The following is a 25,392-nucleotide window of genomic DNA, read 5'->3' as shown; positions in this document are numbered from 1 at the left end:
GGATGGCGGCGTGATTCCGTTCAACCGCATCCTGTCGCTGGCGCGTCATGCGTTCGTCCTGGTCGGCGCCGCCACCGGGCTGTGCCTGTTCGCCGGCTGGCTGGCCTACCGCATCGCCTTCGGCATCGCGCTCGATCACGAGCGCGGGCTGGCGGCGCAGCGGCTGGACGGTTTCGCCCTGTCGCTGGAGGCAACGCTGGCCCGCCACGAGGCGCTGCCCGGGCTGCTCGCCCTGCATCCGTCGCTGCTCGACCTGCTGTGGCATCCCGACGATGGTCGTCGGGTTGCCGCCGCCAACGCCTATCTGGAAGCAGCGCAACAGGGGGCGGCGGTTTCCGTCGCCTACCTGATCGGCGCCGACGGCGTCACGCTGGCCGCCAGCAACTGGCGCCTGCCGCGCGGTTTCGTCGGGCACAGCTACGCTTTCCGGCCGTATTTCCGCGACGCGCTGGACGGCGGATTGGGCCGTTTCTACGGCGTCGGCGTGACTACCGGCGAGCCCGGCTACTTCATCGCCGGCCCGGTGCGCGACGGCGGCCGGGTGCTCGGCGTCGTCGTGCTCAAGGTCAGCCTGGACAGCATCGAACAGGCGCTGGCCGGCAGCGGCGACATGTTGCTGGCCGATGCCGACGGCGTCGTCTTCCTGGCCGCCGAACGCCGCCTGCGCTACCGCACGCTGGCGCCGCTCGATGCCGTGGCGGCCGAACGCAACGCGCAGACGCGACAGTACGGCGGCCAACGGATTCCCCTGCTGGCCGACCGGCCGTTGCCGAGCGAAGCGGCTTATCCGCTGCGCTTCGCACTGGCCGGCGAGACGGTGCGCGAGCGCCTGATCCAGCGCCGGCCGGTCGGTTCCCTCGGCTGGCAGGTGGTGCAGTTGCGCGACACCACCGAATTGCGCGCAACCGCCCTGGCAGCCGGCAACGCTGCCGGTTTTGCCACCGCTTTCCTGCTCGGGCTGGCCGCCCATGTCCGCCATCGGGCCCGGCGGCGCGAGGAATTGCGTCGGGTCTACGACGAGCTGGAACAGCGCATCGCCGAACGCACCGCCGACCTGACCGACAAGATCGCCGACCTCGAACGCACCGAAGCGATCCTGCGCGAAACGCGCGATGCCGCCGTCCAGGCCGGCAAGCTGGCGACGCTGGGCCAGATGTCGGCCGGCATCAGCCACGAACTGAACCAGCCGCTGGCCGCGCTGCAGACCTTTGCCGACAACGCCCGGGCGCTGCTCGAGCGCGGTCGACAGGCCGAAGCGGTCGAAAACCTGCAGACGATCAGCGAACTGGTCGCCCGCGCCGGGCGTATCGTTCGCCAGCTCAAGGCCTTCGCCCGCAAGGAGGCGCCGACGCCGGGGCCGGTGCCGGTGGCCGCCGCGGTCGAGCACGCGCTGACCATCGTCGAACCGCGCCGTCGCGAACTCGACGCGCGCATCGTCGTCGGCGATCTCGAACCCGGGCTGGCGGTGACCGCCGAGGCCGGGCGCCTGGAACAGGTGCTGGTCAACCTGCTGCGCAACGGTCTCGACGCGATGCACGGTTTTCCGGCGCCGCGCCTGGACATCGCTGCGCGTCGCAGCGACGGGCGCGTCGTGCTGCAGGTCCGCGATCACGGACCGGGGCTGGCCGACGAGGCGCTCGGCCACCTGTTCGAAGCCTTCTACACCACCAAACCGGTCGGCGAGGGGCTGGGCCTCGGGCTCGCCATCTCGCGGACCATTGTCGAGAGCTACGGCGGCACCCTGGGCGCGCATAATGCGCCGGACGGCGGCGCCGTGTTCAGCATCGACCTGCCGACCGCCGGAGACGATCATGCCGCACCTGACGCTTGAATATACCGACAACCTCGCCGGCGCCGACCCGGCGGCCTGGCTGACCGCCGTCAATTACGCCGCGCTGAAGAGCGGGCTGTTCGACGAGGCCGACGTCAAGAGCCGGGCCTATGCCGCGCCGCATTTCCGCATCGGGCTGGAGGACAAGGCGCGCGCCTTCATCCACGTCCGGATCGGTCTGCTCTCGGGGCGCTCGTCCGAGGAACGGCGGATGTTGTCCGATCTGGTGCTGATGGCGCTCAATGCTGCGGTCGACGCGCCGTCCGGCACGGAATTGCAACTGAGCGTCGAGACCGTCGAACTGGACCGGCCGAGCTACGCCAAGGTGGTGCGCCATGGCTGAGCCGGCGGTCTTCCTGGTCGAGGACGATGCGGCCGTGCGCAAGGGCTGCGAGCAGGCGCTGGCGCTGGCCGACATCCCGGTGCGCGGCTTCGCCGACGCCGAGGCGCTGCTTGCCGCGCTGGCCCACGGCAACCCGGCGCTGATCGTCAGCGACGTGCGGCTGCCCGGCCGCGACGGCCTGGCGCTGCTGCGCGAGGTCCGCCAGTTCGACCGCGACCTGCCGGTGCTGCTGATGACCGGCCACGGCGACGTGGCCATGGCGGTCGAAGCGATGCGCCACGGTGCCTACGATTTCATCGAAAAACCCTTCCCGTCCGAACGCCTGGTCGCCGCCGTGCGCAGCGCCCTGGAAAAGCGCGCGTTGATCGTCGAGAACCGCCAGCTGAAGGCGCGTGCCGGTGCCGGCGGCGTCGCCGCGATCATCGGCCAGTCGCCGGCCGTCCAGCGCATCCGCCAACTGGTCGGCACGCTGGCACCGACCGGGGTCGACCTGCTGATCAACGGCGAAACCGGTGCCGGCAAGGAAGTCGTTGCCCGCGCCGTGCACGAAGCCAGCGGCCGGCGCGGCGCCTTTGTCGCGATCAACTGCGGCGCGTTGCCGGAAACGGTGTTCGAGAGCGAATTGTTCGGCCACGAGGCAGGCGCTTTCACCGGCGCCGGCAAGCGGCGCATCGGGCGCATCGAACACGCCAGCGGCGGCACGCTGTTCCTCGACGAGATCGAATCGATGCCGCTCAACCTGCAGGTCAAGCTGCTGCGCGTGCTGCAGGAGCGCAGCGTCGAGCGCCTCGGCGGCAATGCCGCGATCCCCGTCGACTGCCGGCTGGTCGCCGCCAGCAAGGCCGACCTCAAGGCGCTGTCCGACATCGGCCAGTTCCGCGCCGACCTCTACTACCGGCTCAACGTGGTCAGCCTCGACCTGCCGCCGTTGCGCGAGCGGCGCGAAGACATCGCGCTGCTGATGGCGCATTTCCTCGGCGAGGCGGCGCAGCGCTTCCAGCGTCCGGCCGCCGACTGGACGCCGGCCGATCTGGCCCGCTGGTCGGCGCACGACTGGCCGGGCAACGTGCGCGAACTGAAGAACGTCGCCGAACGCTGGGCGCTCGGCCTGCCCGATGCGCTGGGCGACGCCGGCGCAGCGGCCGGGCCCGGGCAGTCGCTGGCAGCCCAGGTCGACGCGGCGGAAACCCGCATCATCGAAGATGCCCTGCGCGCCTGCGGCGGCCAGGTGGCGAAGGCGGCCGACCTGCTGGCGGTGCCGAAAAAGACCCTGTACGACAAGTTGACCCGGCTGGGCATCGTCGCCGAACGTTTCCGCTGATTCAGGCCAGGTGGCGCAGCAGCAGGCCGCCGCCGCTGGCCACCAGCAGGCCGTTGAGCAGCAGGAACAGGCGCTCGCGGCTGAGCCGCAGATCGATGCGCTGGCCGCCCTTGACGCCGATCAGCATGGCCGGCACGCAGGCCAGTGCAGTCAGCAGCAGGGCGCCGTCGAGCAGGCCGAGTCCGGCGCACAGCACGATGCGCCAGCCGGTGGACAGGGCGACGATCACCGCCTGCGTGGCGCGAAATGCCTCGCGCGACGGCAGGCTGCGTTCCAGCCAGGCGGCGTAGACGAAGCCGCCGCTGCCGAACAAGCCGCCGAATATGCCGCCGATCAATCCGTGCAGCAGTGCCGGTCCGGCCGGTCGAGCGGCCGGCTCGTGCCGCTTGAGCAAGCCGCGCAGCCCCTGCCAGACGACGAACAAGCCGAGCGTCAGCGCCGTCGCGCGTAACGGCAGCCGGGCCAGGAGCAGCACGCCGAGCGCCTGGCCGGCCAGCATGCCCGGCAGCAGCCGGCGGAAAGCCGACCAGGCGACGCGTTGCCGATGCTGCCAGCCGCGCGTCGCCGAACCGGCGAAATCGAGTACCGCCAGCAAGGGAATGACCCGCGCCACCGGCATCACCAGCGCCAGCGGCGCGCCGGCGATCAGCCCCGAGCCGAAGCCGACCAGTGTGAACACGCCGTAGGCGAGCACCAGGGTGGCGAAGGCCAGCGCAAAGCGCAGCGGATGTTCGAGGGGAGAGAGGGTGAACAGCAGATCGTTCATGAGGCGTTTCCGGGAAAGCGATGCTTGGATTCTGCGAACGCGCAAGGTATAAAACAAATATCAAATTCGTCGCTAATCGATGCTGGGATGGCATGGCTACGCTGAAACAAATCCGTTATTTCCTGGCCGTCGCCGATCTGGGCGGCTTCACCCAGGCCGCCGCCGCACTGTTCGTCGCGCAGCCGGCACTGAGCCGGCAGGTGGCGCAACTGGAGGCCGAACTCGGCTTCACGCTGTTCGTCCGCGAAGCCCGCGGTGCCCGGCTGACGCCGGCCGGCGAGTTGTACCGCGAACGTGTCTCGGGGATTCAGCGCGAGTTGGCCACCGCCGCCGAGGAAAGCGCCCAACTGGCGCGCGGCGAGGGCGGCGTGCTCCGCTTGCTGCATTCCAGTTCATTTCCGGCGAGCAGCCTGTTGCCGTTCATCGCCCGCTTTCTCGACGCCAGCCCAGGTGCGCGCATCGATCTCGATCGCGTCGCATCGGAAATCCAGGTGACGGAAGTCGCCGCCGGACGCGCCGATCTGGGCGTCGTTCGGCTGCCCTTGCTGCGCCGCGATCCCGCCGTGCGACTCGCCGCCTTGCCCGACGAGCCGCTATGGGTGGCGCTGCCCGACGGCCATCGGCTGGCCGCTCGCGACTTTCTTGCGGTCGACGACCTGCGGGACGAATTTTTCGTATCGGCGGTGCATCGCGAGCGCGGCGGCCTGGCCCGCCGGGTCACCGATCTTTGCCTGAGCCGCGGTTTCGTGCCGACGCAGGCCCGGGTGATCTCGCGCAAGACCAGCCAGCTCGAACTGGTCGCTGCCGGGCACGGCATCACCGTCGTGCCCGAGCGGATGAAATCGCTGGCGGCACATGGCGTCGTCTGGCGGGCCCTGCGCGATGCCGATGCCCGCGCCGGCAGTGCGCTGTTGCTGCCCCTCGAACCGACGCCACTGGCCCGCCGCTTCGCCGAACTGGTCGCCGGGGGAATGTAGCGCGATAGCGATCCTCAATCTCCCGTATTGGGAATGATTTCACGAGATTTTCGGGCTTCTTTGCTATCTTGAATTGGCACTGCGAACCCCGGTTCCCGGTTCGCAAGGTTCCCGCAAAAACCAATCATGGAGGAAGCTATGGACACGAATCATCAACAGGGCAAATGCCCGGTCATGCATGGCGGCGCTACGTCTGCCGGCACTTCGAACATGGCCTGGTGGCCGAAGGCGCTGAACCTCGACATCCTGCATCAGCACGATACCAAGACCAACCCGCTGGGCACCGGCTTCGACTATCGCGAAGCCCTGAAAACGCTCGACGTCGAGGCGCTCAAACGCGACGTCAAGGCCCTGATGACCGACAGCCAGCCCTGGTGGCCGGCCGACTGGGGGCACTACGGCGGGTTGATGATCCGCATGGCCTGGCACTCGGCCGGCACCTACCGCATCGCCGACGGTCGTGGTGGCGGCGGCACCGGCAACCAGCGCTTCGCGCCGCTCAATTCCTGGCCGGACAACGGCAATCTGGACAAGGCGCGCCGTCTGCTCTGGCCGATCAAGAAGAAGTACGGCAACAAGCTCAGCTGGGCCGACCTGATCCTACTGGCCGGGACGATGGCTTACGAATCGATGGGCCTGAAGACCTTCGGCTTCGCTTTCGGTCGCGAGGACATCTGGCATCCGGAAAAGGACATCTACTGGGGCTCCGAGAAGGAGTGGCTGGCGCCGACCGGGGCCGAAGGCAGCCGCTATTCCGGCGAGCGCGATCTGGAAAACCCGTTGGCTGCGGTGATGATGGGCCTGATCTACGTCAATCCGGAAGGCGTCGACGGCAAGCCCGATCCGCTGAAGACGGCCCACGACATGCGCGTCACCTTTGCCCGCATGGCGATGAACGATGAGGAAACGGTCGCCCTGACCGCCGGCGGCCACACGGTCGGCAAGGCGCACGGCAACGGCAATGCGGCCAATCTCGGCCCGGCGCCGGAAGGGGCCGACATTGCCGAACAGGGCCTGGGCTGGATCAACCACAGCGGCCGCGGCATCGGCCGCGATGCGGTGACCAGCGGCATCGAAGGCGCCTGGACGACGCATCCGACGCAGTGGGACAACGGCTACTTCACGCTGCTGTTCAAGTACGACTGGTGGCTGCAGAAGTCGCCGGCCGGTGCCCACCAGTGGGCGCCGATCAACATCGCCGAGGCAGACATGCCGGTCGATGTCGAGGACCCGACGATCCGCTGCATGCCGATGATGACCGACGCCGACATGGCGCTGAAGTTCGACCCCGAATACCGCAGGATCGCCGAGCGCTTCCGCGACGACCAGGCTTATTTCTCGGAAACCTTCGCCCGTGCCTGGTTCAAGCTGACGCACCGCGACATGGGGCCGAAGGCGCGTTATTTCGGCCCGGACGTGCCGGCCGAAGACCTGATCTGGCAGGATCCCGTGCCGGTCGGCAATGCCGATTACGACGTTGCCGCGGTCAAGGCGATGATCGCCGCCAGCGGGCTTTCGGTGGCCGACATGGTGGCCACCGCCTGGGACAGCGCCCGCACCTTCCGCGGCTCCGACAAGCGCGGCGGTGCCAACGGCGCCCGCATCCGGCTGGCCCCGCAGAAGGACTGGGAAGGTAACGAACCGGCCCGGCTGGCCAAGGTGCTGGCGGTGCTTGAAGGCATCGCCGCGCGCAGCGGCGCGAGCATCGCCGATGTCATCGTGCTGGCCGGCAATGTCGGCATCGAACAGGCGGCGAAGGCGGCCGGCGTCGAGGTCGTGGTGCCTTTCGCCCCGGGCCGTGGCGACGCCACGCAGGAACAGACCGACGTCGAATCCTTCGACGTGCTCGAGCCGCTGCACGACGGTTTCCGCAACTGGCAGAAGAAGGACTACGTCGTCCAGCCCGAGGAAATGCTGCTCGACCGCGCCCAGCTGATGGGCCTGACCGCGCACGAGATGACCGTGCTGGTCGGCGGCATGCGCGTGCTCGGCACCAACCACGGCGGCACCCGTCACGGCGTGTTCACCGACCGCGTCGGTGCGCTGACCAACGACTTCTTCGTCAATCTGACCGACATGGCCTACACCTGGCAGCCGACCGGCCGCAACAGCTACGCCATCGTCGACCGGCAGAGCGGTGCGACGAAGTGGACGGCGAGCCGCGTCGATCTGGTGTTCGGTTCGAACTCGATCCTGCGGGCCTACGCCGAGGTGTACGCCCAGGACGACAACCGCGAGAAGTTCGTCCATGACTTCGTCGCTGCCTGGTGCAAGGTGATGAACGCCGACCGCTTCGATCTGCGCTGAACCTGCGGCCGGTTGTCACGACGAACCGCCCGACCTGCCCGGTCGGGCGGTTTTTTCATCGCGGCGGCGCACCGTGGAAAAATGGCTGAATCCTGCGGTCGACCGCAGGATTGCCGGAAAAATGCCGTCACTCGCCCTTGCCAATGCCCCAGACGACAGTCGCCGGCGCCAGAAATTTGCGCAGCGCGGCGTTGACCGCAGCCGCGTCGAGTTCGTCGACGAGATGTTCCAGCCCGGCTTCCCAACGGGCATCGAGACCGCTGCGCTGGGCTTGCAGCAAATGGCCGGCAATCGTCGATTCTGCGGTCAACGCCAGTTGGCGGCCGTTTTTCCAGGCGGCCTTGGCGCGCGCGACTTCCGCTTCGGAAAAGCCGTCGGCCAGGGCCCGGGCCAGTTCCTCGCGCAGCAGTTCGCGCGCCCGCTCGGCCTGCGGGCTGGCGGCGCTGGCCGAGATCGACAATGTGCCGCGGGCGACGAAGGGGCTGGCGCTGAGCGACGCGCCGGCGCTGTAGGCCAACCCTTCGCGCTCGCGCAGGCGCTGGCGGATGCGGCTGTCGTTGTCGCCGCCAAGCAGGCGGACGGCCAGCATCAGGGCCGGGTAATCGGCGTCGGTCAGGCGCAGCGGCAACTGCGCGATGCCGAACACGTCGGCGTTCGGTTTGGCCGGCAGCGCGACAACGATCGGGCTGCCATCGACGCGGTCCGGCGCGGCCGGCGGATCGATCCGCCGGTAGGCGTGCGGCGCCGCCGGCAGCGTGGCGATCTGCCGCCAGAAGCCGCGCACGGCGTCTTCGTCGAAGTTGCCGACGACGGCCAGGCGGATACGCGAACGGCCGCCAAAATCGGCGACGCAGCGACGCACGTCGGCGTAAGTCACGGCATGCAATTCGGCGATCCGTTCGGCCAGCGGGCGCGGGCGCGCCGGGTGATCGGCCGGGTAGTTGTCGAAACGCAACGCGGCCGCATTGGCGGCCAGTTGTCCGGGATGGCGACGGGTGGCTTCCAGCTCGGCGAGGGCGGCGGCACGCAGGCGGACGAATTCCTTCTCCGGTAGCGCCGGGGCGCGGCGCACCGCCAGCAGCAGATCGAGCGCCGCCGCCAGGTTGGCCTCCGGCGCTTCGATCCGCAGCTGTCCGAGTCCGAACGAGGTTTTCGCCTGCAGCGTTTCGAGGGCGGCGGCCAGGCGGTTGCGGTCCCGTTCCGGCGAGCCCTGGGCGAGCAGTGCGCCGGCCAGCGAACAGGCGGCGCCGCGCCCGCGCAGCGTGTCCGGGTTGCCGTAGTCGTTGGCCAGCAGCAGCCAGGCCCGGCCGCCGCGCCGCCGTCCCGGCAGCAGCAGGGCACTGGCCGACGGATCGCCGAGGTCGACGGCGACGCTTTGCGCGGCCAGTTCGGCGAACGAAGCCGGCAGTGGATCGGCTTCGCGGGCCAGCGGCGGCCATTGTCCGCCGGCCAGCAATTCGGCCGGGGCGGCCGCCGGGGCCGGCGCCTCGACGCGGCGCGGCGACAGGTTGCGCAGCAGGACCTCGTTACGGTAGGTGTCGGCCAGCCAGCGGACGAGCGCGGCGTTGACCTCGTCGAGCGTCGCCGTGGCGACGATGTCGCGGGCGCGGAAATACAGCCGCCAGTCGCCGGCGGTTTCGGCATCCGACAACTGGCCGGCCAGCGCTTCGTGGGATTCGCCGCGGCGGGCGTAGGCGTCGAGTTCGGCCCGGCGGGCGCGGGCCAGTTGTTCGGCGCTCAGTCCGCGCCGGGCGAAGCCGTCGACAGTCTCGGCCAGCGCGTCGGCCAGGGCTGCCGGGTCGCCGTCAGGACCGGCGCCGGCGCTGGCGATCAGCAGGCTGTAGTCGGTTTGCGTCTGGATGCCGCAGGCGGCGCCGAGCGCCAGTTGGCGTTCATCGACCAGGGTTTTGCGCAGGCGGCCCCAACTGTCGGTGCACAAGGCCCGGCTGCCCAGTGTCAGCAGCACGGTCTGCCGGTCGCTCATGCCGGGCAGGCGCCAGCCGACGAGGGCCATGCTCTGTCCGCTGTCGCGATGGATTTCGCTGCGCTGCGGGCCGTGCGCCGGCTCGTCGCGCGTCCGGTCGGCGAGCGCCGGCGTCGGCGGGTTTTTGGCCTTGCCGAACAGTTGACCGGACAAGGCCAGCACGCGATCCGCGTCGAACTTGCCGGAGACGATCAGGGCGGCGTTGTCCGGCCGGTAATGGCGGCGATGAAAGGCCTGCAGTGCTGCGAAGGGGGCTTGCTCGATGTCGCTGCGGGCGCCGATGGTCGGCCGTCCGTAGCCGTGCCAGAAGAAGCTCTGGCGCAGCAGGGCGCGCCGCGCCAGGCTCGCCGGATCGTTGTCCTTGCGCTCGAGTTCGTTGCGCACGACGCTCATCTCGCGGGCCAGGTCGGCGGCGGTGAAGGCGGGCCGGATGAAACGGTCGGCCTCGATGCGGATCAGCGCGTCGACTTTGTCGGGTTCGCCGACGATGGTCGAGAAGTAGTTGGTGCGGTCGGCGTTGGTCGTGCCGTTCCAGCGGGCACCCAGCGCAGTCAAGGCCTGCTTGAGGTCGCCTTGCGTGCCGGCCTGCTTGAACAGCATGTGTTCGAGCAGGTGGGCCATGCCGGTTTCGCCGTAGCCTTCGCGCTTGCTGCCGCTGCGGACCAGCAGTTCGACGCGGGCGGTCGCCGCCTCGGGAAAGGGGACCAGGATGATGCGGAAGCCATTGTCCAGGCGGTACGACGAGAAGCCGCCGGCCTCGCCGTCGAGGACAGGGGCGGCGACGGCGAGCGGCGCGCTCAGCGCGAGCGGGATGAGGACGGCGGCCAGCCGCCGGCCGGATCGGAATGCGAACATGGCTTACAGGGTCTTCAGGAAGGCTTCGAGCGCCGCGATTTCATCGGCGCTCAGGTCGAGCGGCTTGAGCAACGGCGAACTGACCGGAAAGCGGGGATCGGCGGCCTGGGCGGCATTCGCCGGTTTCGGCCGGAACATGCCGGCGTTGTAGGCGTTGAGAATGCCGCGCAGCGACGGGAACAGGCCGTTGTGCATCCACGGGCCGCTACGCGCCACGTTGCGCAGAGTCGGCGTCTTGAACTTGCCGACATCCTCGTGCTTGCCGGTCACTTCGTAACGGCCCAGGTCCTCGTACTTGCGGCGCCCGAAATAGGTCAGCCCGAGGTTGTGGAACTGGTTGTCGCTGAGCGCCGGGCCGCTGTGGCAGGTCATGCAGCGGGCCTTGGTGCGGAACAGGTGCAGGCCGAGCAATTGTTGGTCGTCGAGTGCCGCGGTATCGCCTTCGAGAAAGGCGTCGAAGGCGGTTCTTTCCGGCGTCAGCGTGCGCTGGTAGGCGGCCAGCGTGGCCTGGATGCGGGCCAGCGTGATTTCGGCGTCGCCCCAGGCGGCCGCGAATTCGGCCGCGTAGCCGGGAATGGCGGCCAGCCGGGCGGGCAGGGCGGCGAGGTCGGTGGCCATTTCCGCCGGGTCGGCCAGCGGGCCGAGCGCCTGTTGCTCCAGGCTTCCCGCCCGGCCGTCCCAGAACAGTTCGTGCACGTCGCGCACGCCGATCAGCGCCGGCGCGTTGCGCCGCCCCATGCGTCCCTGATGGCCCGGCGTCACCGGCAGCGTGTCGGCGTAGGCATGTTCCGGCCGGTGGCAGGAGGCGCAGGCGATCTTGCCGGAGGCGGACAGGGCCGGGTCGAAGAACAGCCGGATGCCGAGCTTGAGCAGCGGATAGGGCAGACTGGCCGGCAGATCGACCGGCCTGGCCGGCGCCATTTCCTGCCAGGCGACCTGGCCTTCGACCTGTGGCCTGGGCCATTGCGCGATCGGCTGGCGGTAACTGTCGCGCAGACAGACGGGGTCGTTTTTGCCTTCGGCAAGGCGTTGACCGCAGCGCTCGTCCGCATGGGAGAGCAGGGGCAGGGTGAGCAGGAAAAGCAGGGTCAGGGGGTTCATCATGGTTTGAAAGGACGCCGCTTGGCCGGCGTCCGTTGCGGGTTGCGGGGATCAGAAGCGGTAACCGACCTCCAGCCAGAACTGCCGGCCGACTTCATAAATCGGTACGCCGGTGCTGGTGGCCGTGGTGCTGTCGGCGACGGTGGCCTTGTCGAGCACGTTGAACACGTCGACGTTGACGAAGAAGGCGTGACTGTTGGCGATCGGCAGTTCCCAGCCGAGGCGGATGTCCCAGGTCAGGCTGCGATTGAAGGTGCGCTTCTCCCAGATGGCGACCTGCTGTCCATCGTGATAGACCGTCGAGGTGCTGGCGGAAACCGTTTGCGCCATCTTCGAGAAGGCTGCCCGATAGCGCAGGAAGTTGGTCCAGGTCAGGTGCCAGGCCGGAATCTTGGTGATCGTCGACAGGCGCAAGGTCCACGGGCGGCTGTAGTTGTTGGCCGGACGGTCGGCGTAGCGGATGATCTGACCGTCGTATTGAATCCATGGATTGCGGACGTAGGCCTCGCTTTCCGTGCTGTCGTAAAGATAGTTGGGCGCGTTCTGCTTGCTGTCGCGCCAGTCGAGGGCCAGCAGTCCGGTCGTGTAAGTGCCCAGCCAGCGCAGGTCCTGCAGCGGGGTTACGGTCAGGGTGACGATGTCGGTCTCGCTGCGGCCGCCGTTGGTGTAAGTCGTATAGCTGTTGGACAGGGTCGGATCGGTCGATGGTTGTCCGATGCTGGTACCGCTGACTTCGAGAATCTGGTCGCGACCCTTGCGGTTGACGTACTTCAGGTCGAACTTCAGTCCGCGCCAGCGCTGGCTCAATCCAAGCATCAACTCGTCGTCGTAGGGAACCTCCAGCTCGCTGAACTTGACCAGATTGGTGGCCTGGGTGCCGACGGTCCAGTCGTCATCCAGCGTGGGCCGCCGTTCGGTGTTGTAGCGCAGCCGGTTACGTCCTTCCTGCAGGCGCCAGCTGGTAATGTTGCGCCCGTAGTAGCGGTTGGCGCCGGCGCTCAGTACCGTACGGTAATCGCCGAAAATGTCGTACTGCGCCGCAAAGCGCGGTGCCAGCGTCGTCTTGTTCATGTAGTCGTCGTTATCGACGCGTACACCGGGGCGAAGGTTGAATCTGCCGACGCTGATTTCGTCCTGCAGCCAGAGCGCCCACTGGGTCGTGGTGAAATCGAATTCACCGGTGGTGAAGCGGGTGCGTTGCGTGAAATACTGGCCGGGCCAACCGTTGTTCGTCTGGCCGATCGAGCAGGTGATGTCGTCGGTGATGCCGCTGCTGTTGGTGCAGGTGTTGGTCGACGCCGGGATGACATAGGTGCTGTTTTCGGTAAGTCTCGCGTAGCGCACATATTGCTGGGAGATTTCCAGGCCGCTTTGCAGCCGATGCCGGGTGCCGAGCGCCTCGAACGGGCGCCAGTCGGCGTTCAGGCGGTATTGCCAGGTGTTCTGCGCTTGCTCGACGTCGCCGTAGCCGCCCTCCAGGCTGTTGGCGCCGGTGGAATTGCCGACGCCCCAGTTCTTGGTGGTGGATTTGCGCCAGGTGTACCAGTCGTCGTAATCCGAATCGCGCGACTGGTGCAGCCGACCGTAGGCCAGGTTTTGCTCGACCTTGGCCAGATCGCCGTCCCAACGCGCTTTCAGGTTGAACTGGGTCCCGCCGGACTGGGTTTCGAAGGTCGAATTGGCCGTATTGCCCCGCCAGTAGGTGTTGTTTTCCGGCGCGTAGGTCAGGCTGGATTCGATGTCGAGCCGACGGATCGGGCGCCAGAAGGCCTTGATGAAATAGTTGTCGATCTGGCGTTCCTGATCGCGTTTTTCCATTCCCATCGTGCCAACGTTGTTGGACGAGTAGAAGCTGGTCGGCATCGTCGAGCGCTTCTGGCTGAAATTGGCCATCAAGCCGAAGTCCTCGGTCAGATGGCCTTCCAGCGTGGCGCGGATGACGGTTTTGGTGAAATTGGGTTGCTCGTCGTAGTTGGCCGAGTTTTCAAACGATTCGCGCTGCGTTTCGTCGATCTTGTAGCGGGTCCACGAGGAACGCGAGGTCTGGTAAGACAACTTGCCGTGTAGTTCCTTGCTCGGTTTGCGCGTGATCGCTTCGATCACGCCGCCGTTGAATCGTCCGTAAGCGGCGGGCACGTTGCTGTCATAGACGGCGATGCTTTCCAGGAGGTCGGTATCGAGCGCCAGGCCCTGGCTCTTGCCGGGCACATCGGCGGCCAGGTTCGGATTGCTTTGCGCCGGATCGATATCGTTGTTCATGTTGAGGCCATCGATCAGAAAGGCGTTCTGGTAGAACTTGGCGCCGTTGATGCTGATGTTGGCCGGCGAGATTTCGCCCGGTGTCTTGCTGCTTAGCTGCAGGTTGTCGAACTGCACGCTCGGATGAATCTTCAGCAGACTGGTGATGTCGCCGTTGCCGGCCGGCATGGCCTCGATCGTGTGGCGGTCGACGAGGGTGGTGCCCTGCCATTCGCGCTGCTCGACGACGAGCACCGGTGCCAGCGAGGTTTCGCCATGATGGCCTGGCATGCGCTGTCCGGTGTCTGTCCCCGACTTCGGCAATTCGACCAGGATGTACCCCGACGCCGTCCGGGCAACGCCGAATCCGGTGTTGTGCAGCAGCGTCCGGAAACCGCTGTCGACGTCGTGATTGCCTTTCAGGCCGTTGCTGTTCAGGCCTTTCAGCTTCTCGGCGTCGATCACCAGCGAAACGCCGGCCAGCAGCGCGAAGCGGTTGAGCGTGGCGTCGAGCGGTCCGGCCGGAATCTGGTAGTGGCGGGTGGCTGCCTGGGCGGCGGCGGGCTGGACGATGGCCAACTGGCTGGCCAGGGCCAGCGGCAGGATCAGGGCCAGCGGTTTTCGCTGGCGGGCGGGGCGGGTGTTCGGGGATTTCATGTTCGGCAGGCTCCATCGGGGTTGGCGATCGCTCGCGATACCGACGAATCAGGGAACTGGCTGGCGCAGGTCGTGGGGTTCGGCGTGGCTGCCCGGCATCGTCTTGCCTGGTTGACGCACGAGCGGCGTCAAGCGGAACCGGGAAACAAAAAAGTCAGGGTTTTTCCGCGCGGCCGACCATCACCAGGTAGGGGGTGATCCGGCGGATGTGTAGCTCGGGGAAACTGTTGAGCAGCAACTGCAAGGCGCGATCCGTATCGTCGAGCGGCAGCACGGCGGACACGTGGATGCCGGCCAGCGCCTTGCGGTCGTAGCGCAGATAGCCGCTACGGTGGCGGGCGATCTCGTCCAGCACTTCGCCGAGCGGCCGGTCGCGAACCACCATCTGACGGGCGTTCCAGGCGGTATCGAGCAGGCTGCTGTCGACCGCTTCCGGCGATTCCTCGCGGTTCGGGCCGAAGGTCAGGCTTTCGCCGGCGCGCAGCAGGCGCGGCGGGGCATCCGGTGCGGTGCGGACCTCGACGCGCGATTCCAGCATGCTCAGGCGGGTCGCGCCGTCGATCGCGGTGACCAGGAAGCGGGTGCCCAGCGCGCGGATCGTGCCGTATTCGGTTTCGACGACGAACGGCCGGTTCGCGTCGGGGGCGACGTCGACCATGATCTCGCCGTCGAGCAGCCGGACGATGCGCTTTTCCGGGGTGAATTCGAGGTTGACCGCAGTACCGCCGCTCAAGGCCAGCCGGCTGCCGTCGTCGAGCGTCCGGGCGGTCCATTCGCCGCGTAGCGTACGCAGGTCGGCCATCAGGTGGGTCGGTTGCGTGCCGCTGATCCAGACGGCCGGGAACAGGCCGGCGGCAATGATCAGCAGGATGCTGAGGGCGCGGGCGCCGGCCGACCAGCGGGGCCGCTGCGATAGCCGCAAGGCCTTGCGGGCACTGCTTTGCGTACTGCTCTGGCGGATTTCGCGCAGGCCGTCGATCACGTTTTCCAGCCGGGCGGCAGCCGCGGCGTGGCGCGGGTCGGCAGCTTTCCAGGCGGCGAAGGCATCGGCCGCCGCCCGGGCCTCGGCCGGATCGTCGACCCCCTGGCGGACGAGCCATTCGGCCGCCTGTTCGACCAGATCTTCCGGTACGGCCTGCAGGCGGTCGTTCATGATCCGTGCCGTGCCGGCAGCAGGTCGGCGCAATGCAGCAGGCACTGGACCAGGTATTTGCGCACCATCCGCGTGCTGACGCCTTGTCGCTCGGCAATCTCGGCGTGGCCGAGACCGTCGAGATAATGCAGCAGGAAGGCTTCGGCCGCCTTGGTCGAAACTTTTTCCAGGGCAACGGCGATCTGGCCGAGCGCTTGCGCGGCGATCAGCAGCTCTTCCGGCGACGGCGCACCGGCCTGTTGCTCGCCGGCCTGCATCAGTTCGGCCAGGTAGGCCTGTTCGACGGCCTGCCGCCGGGTCTGGTCGATCAGCAGGCGGTTGGCGGTGGTGGTCAGGAAGGCGCGCGGTTCGCGCATGGCGAACAGTGCATCACGCGACAGCAGGATGCGCAGGAAGGTGTCTTGGGCGATGTCGGCGGCCCGGTCCGGGCAGCCGAGCTTGCGGCGCAGCCAGCCGACCAGCCAGCCGTGGTGGCCGGCGTACAGGTCGACGAGCGGATCGGAATCTCGGGTGACAGAGCTCAAGCGGGCTTCTCCGGGAGGCTGGCTGGGCCGTGCGACGGTGGCTGGCTTGGCTGGCAATCAAGAATGGTTCTTATTTTGTCGGCCGAAAGGCCTCTGGTCAAGGTCGTTTTTCCGGAAACCGGCAGGTCGACCGCAAGCAGTCGCCGCGCCCGGCTACACTGCGCGTTTTCAAACAGGCCGGGTGAATCCGGCGTTGGAGCCTGCCTTGCCGCTGACGAATTCCCGCCAATTGCTGTGCGTCCTGGCCGACGACTGGTCGTCGACGGGCGGCATGCTTCAGCGTTTCTCCCGGTCGACCGCAGCGGCGCCCTGGCAGGCCTGCGGCGAGCCGGTTGCCGTCAGTCTGGGGCGGGCCGGGCTGGCCTGGGGAATCGGCCTGCATGCTGCGGTCGACGACGGAAATCCGCATAAAACCGAGGGCGATGGGCGGGCGCCGGCCGGTCTCTTCGCGCTGACCGGGCTGTTCGGCGAGGCCGGGCCGGACAGTGCCGTCGCGCAGTCGCTGCGCTTGCCTTACCGTTGCGCGACGGGCGATCTGAGGTGTGTGGACGATCCGGCCTCGCGCCATTACAACCGGCTCGTCGATCGCCGCGATGTTGCGGTCGACTGGGTGTCGGCCGAAGAAATGCGGCGCAGCGACGGGCGCTACGCGATCGGCGCGGTGATTGCCCACAACCCGGCCGGGATCGCCGGTGCCGGTTCGTGCATCTTCCTGCATGTGCACGAGGCGCCGGGCGTGCCGACGGCTGGTTGCACGGCGGGCGATCCGCTGGCCGTGCAGGACGTCTGCGCCTGGCTCGACGCGGCGGCGCGGCCGGTGCTGGTGCAGTTGCCGCGTGCCGAGTCTGTGCGCCGGGCGGCCGCCTGGCAGTTGCCGGCATGACGCCGGGTACGGCCATGGCGTAAACTGCCGGCCAAAACACGGGCGGGGCGCAGGGTGCTGAATCGAATCTGGGTGGGTTTCATACTGATCGGCTTTGCCGCCGCCGTCGGCCAGGCGCTGCAGGGCGATCTCGAGGTCTTCGGGCGCGTGCTGAGCGGCCTGTTCGATACCGCGAAAACCGGCTTCGACATCGCGCTCGGCCTGGTCGGCATCATGAGCCTGTGGCTGGGGATCATGAAGATCGGCGAGCGGGGCGGCTTGATCGCCGTCTTCGGCCGGCTGGTGGCGCCGTTCTTCCGGCGCATCTTTCCCGACATTCCGCCCGGCCACCCGGCCGGCGGCAGCATCGTGATGAATTTTTCCGCCAACCTGCTGGGCCTCGACAATGCGGCGACGCCGCTCGGCCTCAAGGCGATGCGCGAGCTGCAGGAAATCAATCCGCGCCAGGACGTCGCCAGCAATCCGATGATCATGTTCCTGGTGCTCAACACAGCCGGCATCACGCTGATTCCGACCTCGGTCATCGCCATCCGGCAGAGTCTGGCGATCCAGCAGGGGCTGACGAATTTCAACGCGGCCGACATCTTCCTGCCGACGCTGCTCGGCACCTTCGTGTCGTTCTGTGCCGGGCTGGTTGCCGTCGCCTGGTGGCAGCGCATCAACCTGTTCTGCCGGCCGGTGCTCGGCTTTTTTGCCGGTTTCGCGGCGTTGACCGCAGGACTCTACCTCTGGCTGCGCGGCATGCCGCCCGAGCAGATGGCCCACACCATCGGTTTTCTCGGCAGCGCCGTCATCGTCTCGCTGATCGCACTGTTCGTCGGCGTTGCTGCCTGGCGGCGCATCGACGTTTATGAAAGCTTCGTCGACGGCGCCAAGGAAGGCTTCGGTGTGGCGATCCAGATCGTGCCTTACCTGATTGCCATGCTGGTGGCCATTTCGGTGTTTCGCACCACCGGTTGCATGGATTATCTGATCGGCGGCATCCGCGCCGGCGTGCTGGCGCTCGGCCTCGACGACGCCTTCGTGCCGGCCTTGCCGGTCGGCTTGATGAAGACGCTGTCCGGTTCCGGCGCGCGCGGCCTGATGGTCGACGTGATGACGACCTACGGCGTCGATTCCTTCCAGGGCCGGCTGGCGGCGATCATCCAGGGTTCCACCGAAACCACCTTCTACGTGCTGGCTGTCTACTTCGGCAGCGTGAACATCACCCGCACCCGCTATGCGCTGGCCGGCGGCCTGATCGCCGATGCGGTCGGGTTGGTCGCCGCGATCTTCATCGCCTACGCGTTCTACGGCTGAAACGCCGGCCGCCGCCGTCCTCCCGGCGCCATTCCGCTGACGCGGCGGCGCATTCCCTTTTCCGGTCGCTGATCGGCCCCCTTGTGCAGTGCCCGCCCATCGGCGGGCGTTCGCGTTCGTCCGAAAAAACGCCTCGCCGGACTGCCTTGTCCATGTCGACCGGGTGTGCGGTGCGCCGTTTTTTTGAAGCTAGAATTTCATATTTAAAGTATTTTGCGTTTTTGTTATTTTGTTTTATAGTTGCCCGCATTGATGACAGGTAAAAATTTTTCTACAGTGAGTGCAATTACATCGGGATTGGTTTGTGGTGTGTCCTTCCGGAGGGGCCATGAATATTCCTAGACATCTGCTGGGCCTGATGTCGGTCGTCGTGCTGGCGCTGGTCCTGATCGCCGGCGGCAATCTGTTCTACATGAACCGGGTCTACGACATGGCCAACTATGCCAATCGCGATACCGTGCCCAGCCTGGACGCGCTCAACGGCGTGCTGAGCAGTTTCCTGAAACTGCGTTTGCGGATTTATCGCAGCGTGATCAACACCGATGAGGCCGCGGTCGTTGAAATCGACAAATCGATTGAGCGAGCCCGGCAGGACATCGACTGGTTTCTGACTCAGTACGAGGCGCACATCAGCAACGACGAGGATCGCCGTTATTTCGAGGACGAGCGCCAGATGGTCGAGGATTACCTCGCTTCGCAGCGGGGGATCGTTGAACTGGTTGATGCCGGGAGGCGTGACGAGGCGAAAACGGCCTTGATGAACACCTTGCCGGCCGGCCTGGCGACGCAGGCGAAACTGGAAAAGCACATCAAGTTCAATGTGGCGATGGGCCAGGCGGCGTCCGCCGAGGCGCTGGCTACCACCCGGCAGGCGGCGCTGATATCGATCGGCTTTGCGCTGTTCAGTATCGCCGTGATCGGCATGCTGATCTTCCAGATCCGCAACAGCCTGAAGACCCGGCACATTGCCGCCATCGTCGATACCTCGGAAGACGCCATCGTGTCGAAGGCGCTGGACGGCACGATCACCAGCTGGAACCTGGGGGCGGAGCAGGTATTCGGCTATACCGCCCAGGAAGCGATTGGCCAATCGATCACCATGCTGATCCCGCCCGAGCGGCTGCATGAGGAGCCGGAAATCCAGGCGCGTATCCGCGACGGCGGGCGTATCGAACATTTCGAGACGGTCCGGGTGCGCAAGAATGGCGAGCACATCCACGTCTCGGTCAGCGTTTCGCCGATTCTCGATGAATCCGGCAAGATCATCGGCGCATCCAAGATCGCCCGCAACATCACCAAGGCCAAGCTGGCCGAGGAAGCCTTGCGGCAGGCCAAGCACGAGGCCGAACTGGCCAATCAGGCCAAATCGGATTTTCTGGCCAACATGAGCCATGAAATCCGTACGCCGATGAACGCCATCATCGGCATGACCGAACTGGTGCTGGAAAGCGAACTGGCCCCGACCCAGGAAAAGTATCTGCGCAAGGTCTCGGCGTCGTCCAGGGCCATGCTTCGTCTGCTCAACGACATTCTCGATTATTCGAAGATCGAGGCGGGGCGCATGGAGGTCGAGCAGATTTCGTTCGAGCTTGGCGAGGTGTTGCGCCAGGGATTCGATTTGTTCGCGGCCGAAATCGAAAAAAAGGGCTTGGCGCTGGGGCTGACGATAGCCCCCGATGTGCCGGCACAGGTGCTTGGCGACCCGATGCGTCTGTCGCAAGTCCTGCACAACCTGCTGGGCAATGCGCTGAAATTCACCGAGGAAGGGAGCATCCAGGTCGAGGTGAGCAAGCTGGCCGAGACGGCCGACGATTTCGTGCTGCAGTTCCGCATCAACGATACCGGGATCGGCATGACGCCGGCCCAGTCCGCGCAGCTTTTCAAACCCTTCGTCCAGGCCGACAGTTCGGTGACCCGGAAATACGGCGGAACTGGCCTGGGCCTGGCCATCTGCCACGATCTGGTGGCGTTGATGGGCGGCGAGATTTCCGCGACATCGCGCTTCGGGATCGGCTCGACGTTCTGCTTTACCGTCCGGGTGGGGCGTGTCGACGTCCTGCAAGCTGCGCCGTCATTGCGCGAGTCCGAGAAGCCGAGCGGGCAGATCGCTGCCCGACGTTTCAGCGGCATTCATGTCCTGCTGGCCGAGGATCAGGAGGTCAATCAGGAGATCGCCGTTGCCTTCATCGAACGCCTGGGGGCAACGATCGTCGTGGTCGATAACGGTCAGCAGGCAGTCGATCGGGCGCAGCAGGAGTCTTTCGACGTGATCGTGCTCGATCTGCACATGCCGGTTCTCGACGGCCTGTCGGCGGCCCGTCAGTTGCGCAAGCGGCTGGGCGCGGCCTGTCCGCCGATGGTGGCGATGTCGGCGGCGGTGCTTGAAGAGGACCGTCGGCGTTGCCGCGAGGCGGGCATGGTGGATTTCATTGCCAAGCCGGTCATGCCGACCGAGGTCGCCGCCTGTTTTGCGCGTGTGCTCGACAAGGCCGACGGCACGGAAAGCGTCGAGCGCGCGCGGAGCATCGCGGCGGCCGACGGCGCTTTCCTGTTCGAGGACTTCGTGCAGCGCCTCGACGGCAATCGTAGTCTGGCTCGTCGTCTGGTGGAAAACACCGTGTCGACCTATGCCCGCTTCAAGGACGACTTCACCGCGTTGCTCGCCCGCAAACGCTGTGCCGAAGCGGCCATGGCGCTGCATTCCCTGCGCGGTGTGTTCAGCAACATGGGCGTTCAGCGCCTGGTCATGCCGGCGCTGTTGCTCGAAGGGGCGCTGAAGGCGGAGCAGATTCCCGGCGAGGCGGCGCTGAGCGCCTTCTGGCTGGCGTTCGACCAGACCCTGGGCGAACTGTCCTGCAGCCTGATTCAGGGCGCCAATCAAGGCAGTGCCGGCGAGGTCATTCCGGCCCGTTCGCTGGCCGACCTGCTGGCGGCTCTCGCGCCCTATCTGGCGGCCGGCGAAGTGATCCCGGACGATGTGATGAACGAGTTGCAGGCGTACTGTCGGGTACATCCTGCCGATGCGTTGGCCGGGCGCCTGGTCCAGTGCATCGACGCATTCGATCATGCCGGTGCACTGGCGGTGCTGCGCGACGCCGGTGTGGCGATCAACGAAGGAGCATGAAGGCATGAACCATCTGAATGACAACAAGGCGACGCTGCTGCTTGTCGACGACATACCGGCCAACCTGCATCTTCTGGTGTCGGCGCTGAAAGACCTGTACCGGCTGAAGACGGCAACCAGCGGCGAGGCGGCGCTCAAGTCGATCGCTCAGGAGGCGCCCGACCTGATCCTGCTCGATGTGATGATGCCGGGGATGAGCGGAATCGATGTCATGCGCCAGTTGCGCGACAGGCAGGAAACCCGCGATATCGCCGTGATCTTCGTCAGCGCCGATACCTCCGAGCAGACGCAGCTGGCCGGCCTCGAACTGGGGGCGGACGATTACCTGACCAAGCCGGTGGTCAGCAGCGTGCTGAAGGTGCGGGTGCGCAATCTGTTGCAGCGCAAACGGGCCGAAAGCCAGCTCCGTCTGGCGGCGCACGTGTTCGAGTCGAGCGGTGAAGCCATCATGATCACCGACAAGAACAACTGCATCGTCGAAATCAACAAGGCGTTCAGCAAATTGACCGGTTACGAACTGGACGAAGTCCGCGGGCGCGATCCCAAGTTCCTGTCGGCCGGGCGTACCGACCCCGAGGTCTACCGCAGGATGTGGTCGGCGATCAAGGAGGAGGGGTTCTGGCAGGGCGAATTGTGGGATCGCGACAAGGATGGCCGGATCTATCCGAAATACCTATCGATCTCGGTCGTGCGCAACGACTATCAGGACATCGATTTCCATATCGCCAGCTTCACCGACGTGACCGAGCGCAAGGTGGCGGAAGAGCATATTCACCGCCTGGCGCGTCACGACAGTCTGACCGGTTTGCTCAACCGCTTCAGTCTGATGGAGGGGATCGAGCAGGCGATGGCCCAGTCGCGTCGGCTGCGGGAAAAAATGGCGGTACTGTTCATCGACATGGACCGCTTCAAGGTCATCAATGACACGCTGGGCCACGATGCGGGCGACGCCTTGCTGGTCGAAGTGGCGCAACGCCTGAGCGCGAATGTCAGGGACAGCGATCAGGTGGCCCGCTGGGGGGGCGACGAGTTCGTGGTCGTGCTCAACGGCGTCGATACCGTTCAGGCGGTGACCCGGGTCGCCAGCAAAATACTGAGCAGCCTGAACGACACGCCTTATCTGTATGAAGGCAATGAACTGAGCAGCACGCCGAGTATCGGTGTCGCCATTTATCCCGAAGACGGGATGGACGGCGGCATGTTGATGCGCAATGCCGATATCGCCATGTATCACGCCAAGGCCGAAGGCCGGAACAACTTCCAGTTCTTCACCAGCGAGATGAATCAGGCGGCACTGCAGCGTCTGCAACTTGAGCGCGAGATGCGCAATGCCCTGGATTTCGGGCAATTCGAGCTGTATTACCAGCCCAAGTTCGATGCCAATACCCTGGCGCTGCTCGGTTTCGAAGCGCTGATCCGCTGGCGTCATCCGGCACTCGGCATGGTGCCGCCGAACGAGTTCATTCCGGTCGCCGAGGAAAACGGCATGATCGGGCCGATCGGACAGTGGGTCATCGAGGCGGCTTGCAAGCAGTTGAAGGCCTGGCATGCCGAACATGGCGCGATGGTATCGGTGGCGATCAACCTGTCGGCCTACCAGTTGCGCTCCGCCGCGCTGCTGTCGGACGTCCATGCCACGATCGAACGCCATGGGCTGGCCGGTCAATATATCGAGCTGGAGGTCACCGAGTCGGTCGCCATGCGCGATCCCGATGCCTGTATCGGTCAGCTGAATGCCCTGCGGATCATGGGCGTGCACCTGGCCATCGATGATTTCGGCACTGGCTATTCATCGCTGGCCTATTTGAAGAAGATGCCGGTCCATACCCTGAAACTGGACAAGTCCTTCGTCAATGACATCGGCCGCGACCACAACGACGAGGTGATCTGTGCCGCGGCGATCAGCCTGGCCCACAGTCTGGGCCTGCAGGTGGTGGCGGAGGGGGTCGAAACCGAGGAACAGAAGGCCTTCCTGGTGGGCCACGGTTGCGACATCCTGCAAGGCTATCTGTTGGGCAGGCCGGTACCGGCGGCCGATGCCGGGGTTTTCTTCGCCGCCTGAAAAACGGTCGTTTGCTGCGGTCGACCGCAGCAAACGACATTATTCCGTTTTTGCTGCCGCCAGGTCCTTCATCGTCGCCACCAGGTCGGTGAAGCGCTCGCCCTGGACCATCACGTGCGAGCGCAGCAGGGCTGCCGCCAGGTCGCTGTCGCCCTTGCCGATCGCGTCGACGATCGCCTGATGCTCGTCGAAGGAATTGCTCATCCGGTTGCGCACCCGTAACTGCAGGCGGCGGTAGGGGCGCAGGCGGCGATGCAGCGCCGAGGTCTGTTCGAGCAGGAAGGTGTTGTGCGAAGCCTCGTAGATGCGCAGGTGGAATACCTCGTTCAACTGATAGTAGGTATCCGGTGCGTTGGCGTCGCGCGCCGAGCGGCAGGCCATGTGTGCCTCGATCAGCGCCATCTGCTCGGCCGGCGTGATGCGCCGGGCGGCCAGACGACCGCACATCGATTCCAGTTCGGCCATCACTTCGAACATTTCGCAGACGCGATCGGCACCGATCTCGGGAACCGTTGCGCCGCGCCGCGGCCGAATCTCGATCAATCCGGCCGACGACAACTGGATCAGCGCTTCGCGTACCGGCGTCCGGGACACGCCGAAGGCGTTGGCCAGTTCCTGTTCGTCGAGCCGCGTGCCCGGCGGGTAAAAGCCGGTGACGATGCGTTCTTCGATCTGTTCGCCCAGTCGTTCCGACTGGCGGGTAGTGGCGGGGCTGTTCACGACAAAAGTCTCCGATCAACTGCGATGGATTAAATTATACGTAACTTGTTGACTAGTATTCAATTCAATGTGTAATGTATACACAACAACGAGTTTTGAACACAAGAACGGCGGTCGAGATTTCCAGGACAAGCCGACACGACAGGAGGACTCGTTGTCCAAAGGTCATCAACCACGGAGGAGACATCCATGATCAGCAAGACCAAGCGACATTTCACGATTGCCCTAGCCGTTTCTGCATTGAGCTTTGCCCTGCCTGCCGCGCATGCCCAGGCCCCGAAGGTGATCAAGATTTCCCACCAGTTCCCGGCGGCAACGACCGAAGACGGTGATTTTCGCGATCGGCTCGTACGCCGCTTCGCGGCAGAAGTGGAAAAGCGCAGTCAGGGCAGCCTGAAATTCGAAATCTATCCGGGCAGCTCGCTGATGAAGGCGACGACGCAGGTCGGCGCCCTGCGCAAGAGCGCGCTGGACATGTCGCTGGTCCCGCTGGCCTACGGTGGCGGTGAAATTCCGGCGGTCAACCTGACCCTGATGCCGACGCTGGTCAACAGCTACGAGCAGGGTATGCGCTGGAAGACCGCGCCGGTCGGCAAGGAACTGGATCGCATCCTGGCCGACAAGAACATCAAGATCGTCACCTGGATCTGGCAGGCTGGCGGTATCGCTTCGGCCAAACAGCCGGTGGTCGTTCCCGCCGATGCCAAGGGGCTCAAGTTCCGCGGCGGCAGCAAGGAAATGGACCAGATGCTGAAAGGGGCCGGGGCGGCCGTGACCGGCATGCCCTCGTCCGAAATCTACAGCGCCATGCAGTCCGGCGTGCTCGATGCGGCGCTGACCTCGAGCACCTCGCTGATCAGTTTCCGTCTGCACGAGTTTGCCAAGTCGGTGACGACGGCTCGCAACAAGAGCTTCTGGTTCATGTTCGAACCGCTGCTCATTTCCAAGTCGCTGTATGACTCGCTGACGCCCGAGCAGCAGAAGATCATCAGTGAAGTCGGAGCCAGTCTCGAACAGTTCGGCGTCGATGAGGCCAAGAAGGACGACCAGCGCATGGCCGAGGTCTATGCCAAGGCCGGGGCCAAGGTGGTGGACATGGACGAAAAGGCCTTCATGGCCTGGCGTCAGGTGGCCGAACAGACGGCGTTCCAGGACTTCGCAGAGAAGATCAAGGACGGCCGCAATCTGCTCGACATGGCCTTGTCGGTCAAGTGATCCCATGGCCGGGCTTGTCCCGGCCGACAACC

The 25,392-nt window shown here is 65.9% G+C and carries 17 protein-coding genes; 10 read left to right on the top strand and 7 right to left on the bottom strand.

The genetic code is table 11. The features are described from left to right. Positions 1-10: 10 nt before the first annotated feature. The 3 genes from L0962_RS08330 to L0962_RS08320 are packed head-to-tail and all read left to right on the top strand — an operon-like array spanning position 11 to position 3,495. Positions 11-1,831 (top strand): ATP-binding protein, encoded by a 1,821-nt coding sequence (locus L0962_RS08330; RefSeq protein ID WP_234085899.1) that lies wholly within the window; start codon positions 11-13, stop codon positions 1,829-1,831. Further along, positions 1,812-2,174 carry a 5-carboxymethyl-2-hydroxymuconate Delta-isomerase gene (locus L0962_RS08325; protein WP_234085898.1) on the top strand — a complete coding sequence of 121 codons (363 nt, stop codon included), beginning with the start codon at positions 1,812-1,814 and terminating at the stop codon, positions 2,172-2,174. Before L0962_RS08330 ends, L0962_RS08325 begins: the two co-directional genes overlap by 20 nt. Beyond that, positions 2,167-3,495, top strand: coding sequence for a sigma-54 dependent transcriptional regulator (locus L0962_RS08320; RefSeq protein WP_234085897.1), 1,329 nt, complete (start codon positions 2,167-2,169; stop codon positions 3,493-3,495). The genes L0962_RS08325 and L0962_RS08320 overlap by 8 nt, the downstream gene beginning before the upstream one ends. Before the next feature lies 1 nt (position 3,496). Here L0962_RS08320 and L0962_RS08315 read toward each other — a convergent pair whose 3' ends face one another. Continuing rightward, a complete protein-coding gene (locus L0962_RS08315) occupies positions 3,497-4,261 on the bottom strand; it encodes a sulfite exporter TauE/SafE family protein (RefSeq protein WP_234085896.1) in 765 nt (254 codons plus the stop codon). 92 nt (positions 4,262-4,353) lie between these two features. Here L0962_RS08315 and L0962_RS08310 point away from each other — a divergent pair, with 92 nt between their 5' ends. Continuing rightward, positions 4,354-5,238: a LysR family transcriptional regulator gene (locus L0962_RS08310; protein WP_234085895.1), complete on the top strand. Its 885-nt coding sequence runs from the start codon at positions 4,354-4,356 to the stop codon at positions 5,236-5,238. A 126-nt stretch (positions 5,239-5,364) separates the two neighbouring features. Continuing rightward, entirely contained in the window at positions 5,365-7,545 is a 2,181-nt protein-coding gene (katG, locus tag L0962_RS08305) for a catalase/peroxidase HPI (protein ID WP_234085894.1), read from the top strand. 127 nt (positions 7,546-7,672) lie between these two features. Here katG and L0962_RS08300 read toward each other — a convergent pair whose 3' ends face one another. The 5 genes from L0962_RS08300 to L0962_RS08280 form a co-directional block, all read right to left on the bottom strand. After that, the gene (locus L0962_RS08300; protein WP_234085893.1) at positions 7,673-10,384 is read right to left on the bottom strand and encodes a pitrilysin family protein; all 2,712 of its coding nucleotides are present in this window, start codon (positions 10,382-10,384) and stop codon (positions 7,673-7,675) included. Between the two features lie 3 nt (positions 10,385-10,387). Beyond that, a complete protein-coding gene (locus tag L0962_RS08295) occupies positions 10,388-11,488 on the bottom strand; it encodes a cytochrome-c peroxidase (protein ID WP_234085892.1) in 1,101 nt (366 codons plus the stop codon). Between the two features lie 48 nt (positions 11,489-11,536). Then, a complete protein-coding gene (locus L0962_RS08290) occupies positions 11,537-14,380 on the bottom strand; it encodes a TonB-dependent siderophore receptor (RefSeq protein ID WP_234085891.1) in 2,844 nt (947 codons plus the stop codon). Between the two features lie 154 nt (positions 14,381-14,534). Continuing rightward, positions 14,535-15,533 (bottom strand): FecR family protein, encoded by a 999-nt coding sequence (locus tag L0962_RS08285; RefSeq protein WP_234085890.1) that lies wholly within the window; start codon positions 15,531-15,533, stop codon positions 14,535-14,537. Then, complete coding sequence (locus L0962_RS08280; RefSeq protein ID WP_234085889.1) at positions 15,530-16,057, bottom strand: sigma-70 family RNA polymerase sigma factor; 528 nt, start codon at positions 16,055-16,057, stop codon at positions 15,530-15,532. Before L0962_RS08280 ends, L0962_RS08285 begins: the two co-directional genes overlap by 4 nt. 205 nt (positions 16,058-16,262) lie before the next feature. Between L0962_RS08280 and L0962_RS08275 the strand changes: the two genes are divergently transcribed. From L0962_RS08275 to L0962_RS08260, 4 genes are all read left to right on the top strand, one after another. Beyond that, on the top strand, positions 16,263-16,940 hold the full coding sequence (locus L0962_RS08275) for a L,D-transpeptidase (RefSeq protein ID WP_234085888.1): 678 nt from the start codon (positions 16,263-16,265) through the stop codon (positions 16,938-16,940). A 72-nt stretch (positions 16,941-17,012) separates the two neighbouring features. Next, positions 17,013-18,239, top strand: a complete 1,227-nt coding sequence (locus tag L0962_RS08270) for a spore maturation protein (RefSeq protein WP_234085887.1) — start codon at positions 17,013-17,015, stop codon at positions 18,237-18,239. Between the two features lie 328 nt (positions 18,240-18,567). After that, positions 18,568-21,363, top strand: a complete 2,796-nt coding sequence (locus L0962_RS08265) for an ATP-binding protein (protein WP_234085886.1) — start codon at positions 18,568-18,570, stop codon at positions 21,361-21,363. A gap of 4 nt (positions 21,364-21,367) precedes the next feature. Next, positions 21,368-23,425 carry a bifunctional diguanylate cyclase/phosphodiesterase gene (locus tag L0962_RS08260; RefSeq protein WP_234085885.1) on the top strand — a complete coding sequence of 686 codons (2,058 nt, stop codon included), beginning with the start codon at positions 21,368-21,370 and terminating at the stop codon, positions 23,423-23,425. A 39-nt stretch (positions 23,426-23,464) separates the two neighbouring features. On the opposite strand, the gene L0962_RS08255 is transcribed toward L0962_RS08260, so the two are convergent. Further along, a complete protein-coding gene (locus tag L0962_RS08255; RefSeq protein ID WP_234085884.1) occupies positions 23,465-24,145 on the bottom strand; it encodes a GntR family transcriptional regulator in 681 nt (226 codons plus the stop codon). A gap of 189 nt (positions 24,146-24,334) precedes the next feature. On the opposite strand from L0962_RS08255, the gene dctP reads away from it, so the two are divergent. After that, on the top strand, positions 24,335-25,360 hold the full coding sequence (gene dctP / locus L0962_RS08250; protein ID WP_234085883.1) for a TRAP transporter substrate-binding protein DctP: 1,026 nt from the start codon (positions 24,335-24,337) through the stop codon (positions 25,358-25,360). Positions 25,361-25,392: the final 32 nt, after the last annotated feature.

This window comes from Azonexus sp. R2A61, assembly GCF_021401135.1.
Classification (GTDB): Bacteria; Pseudomonadota; Gammaproteobacteria; order Burkholderiales; family Rhodocyclaceae; genus Azonexus.
This window is presented reverse-complemented; position numbering and strand designations above follow the sequence as displayed.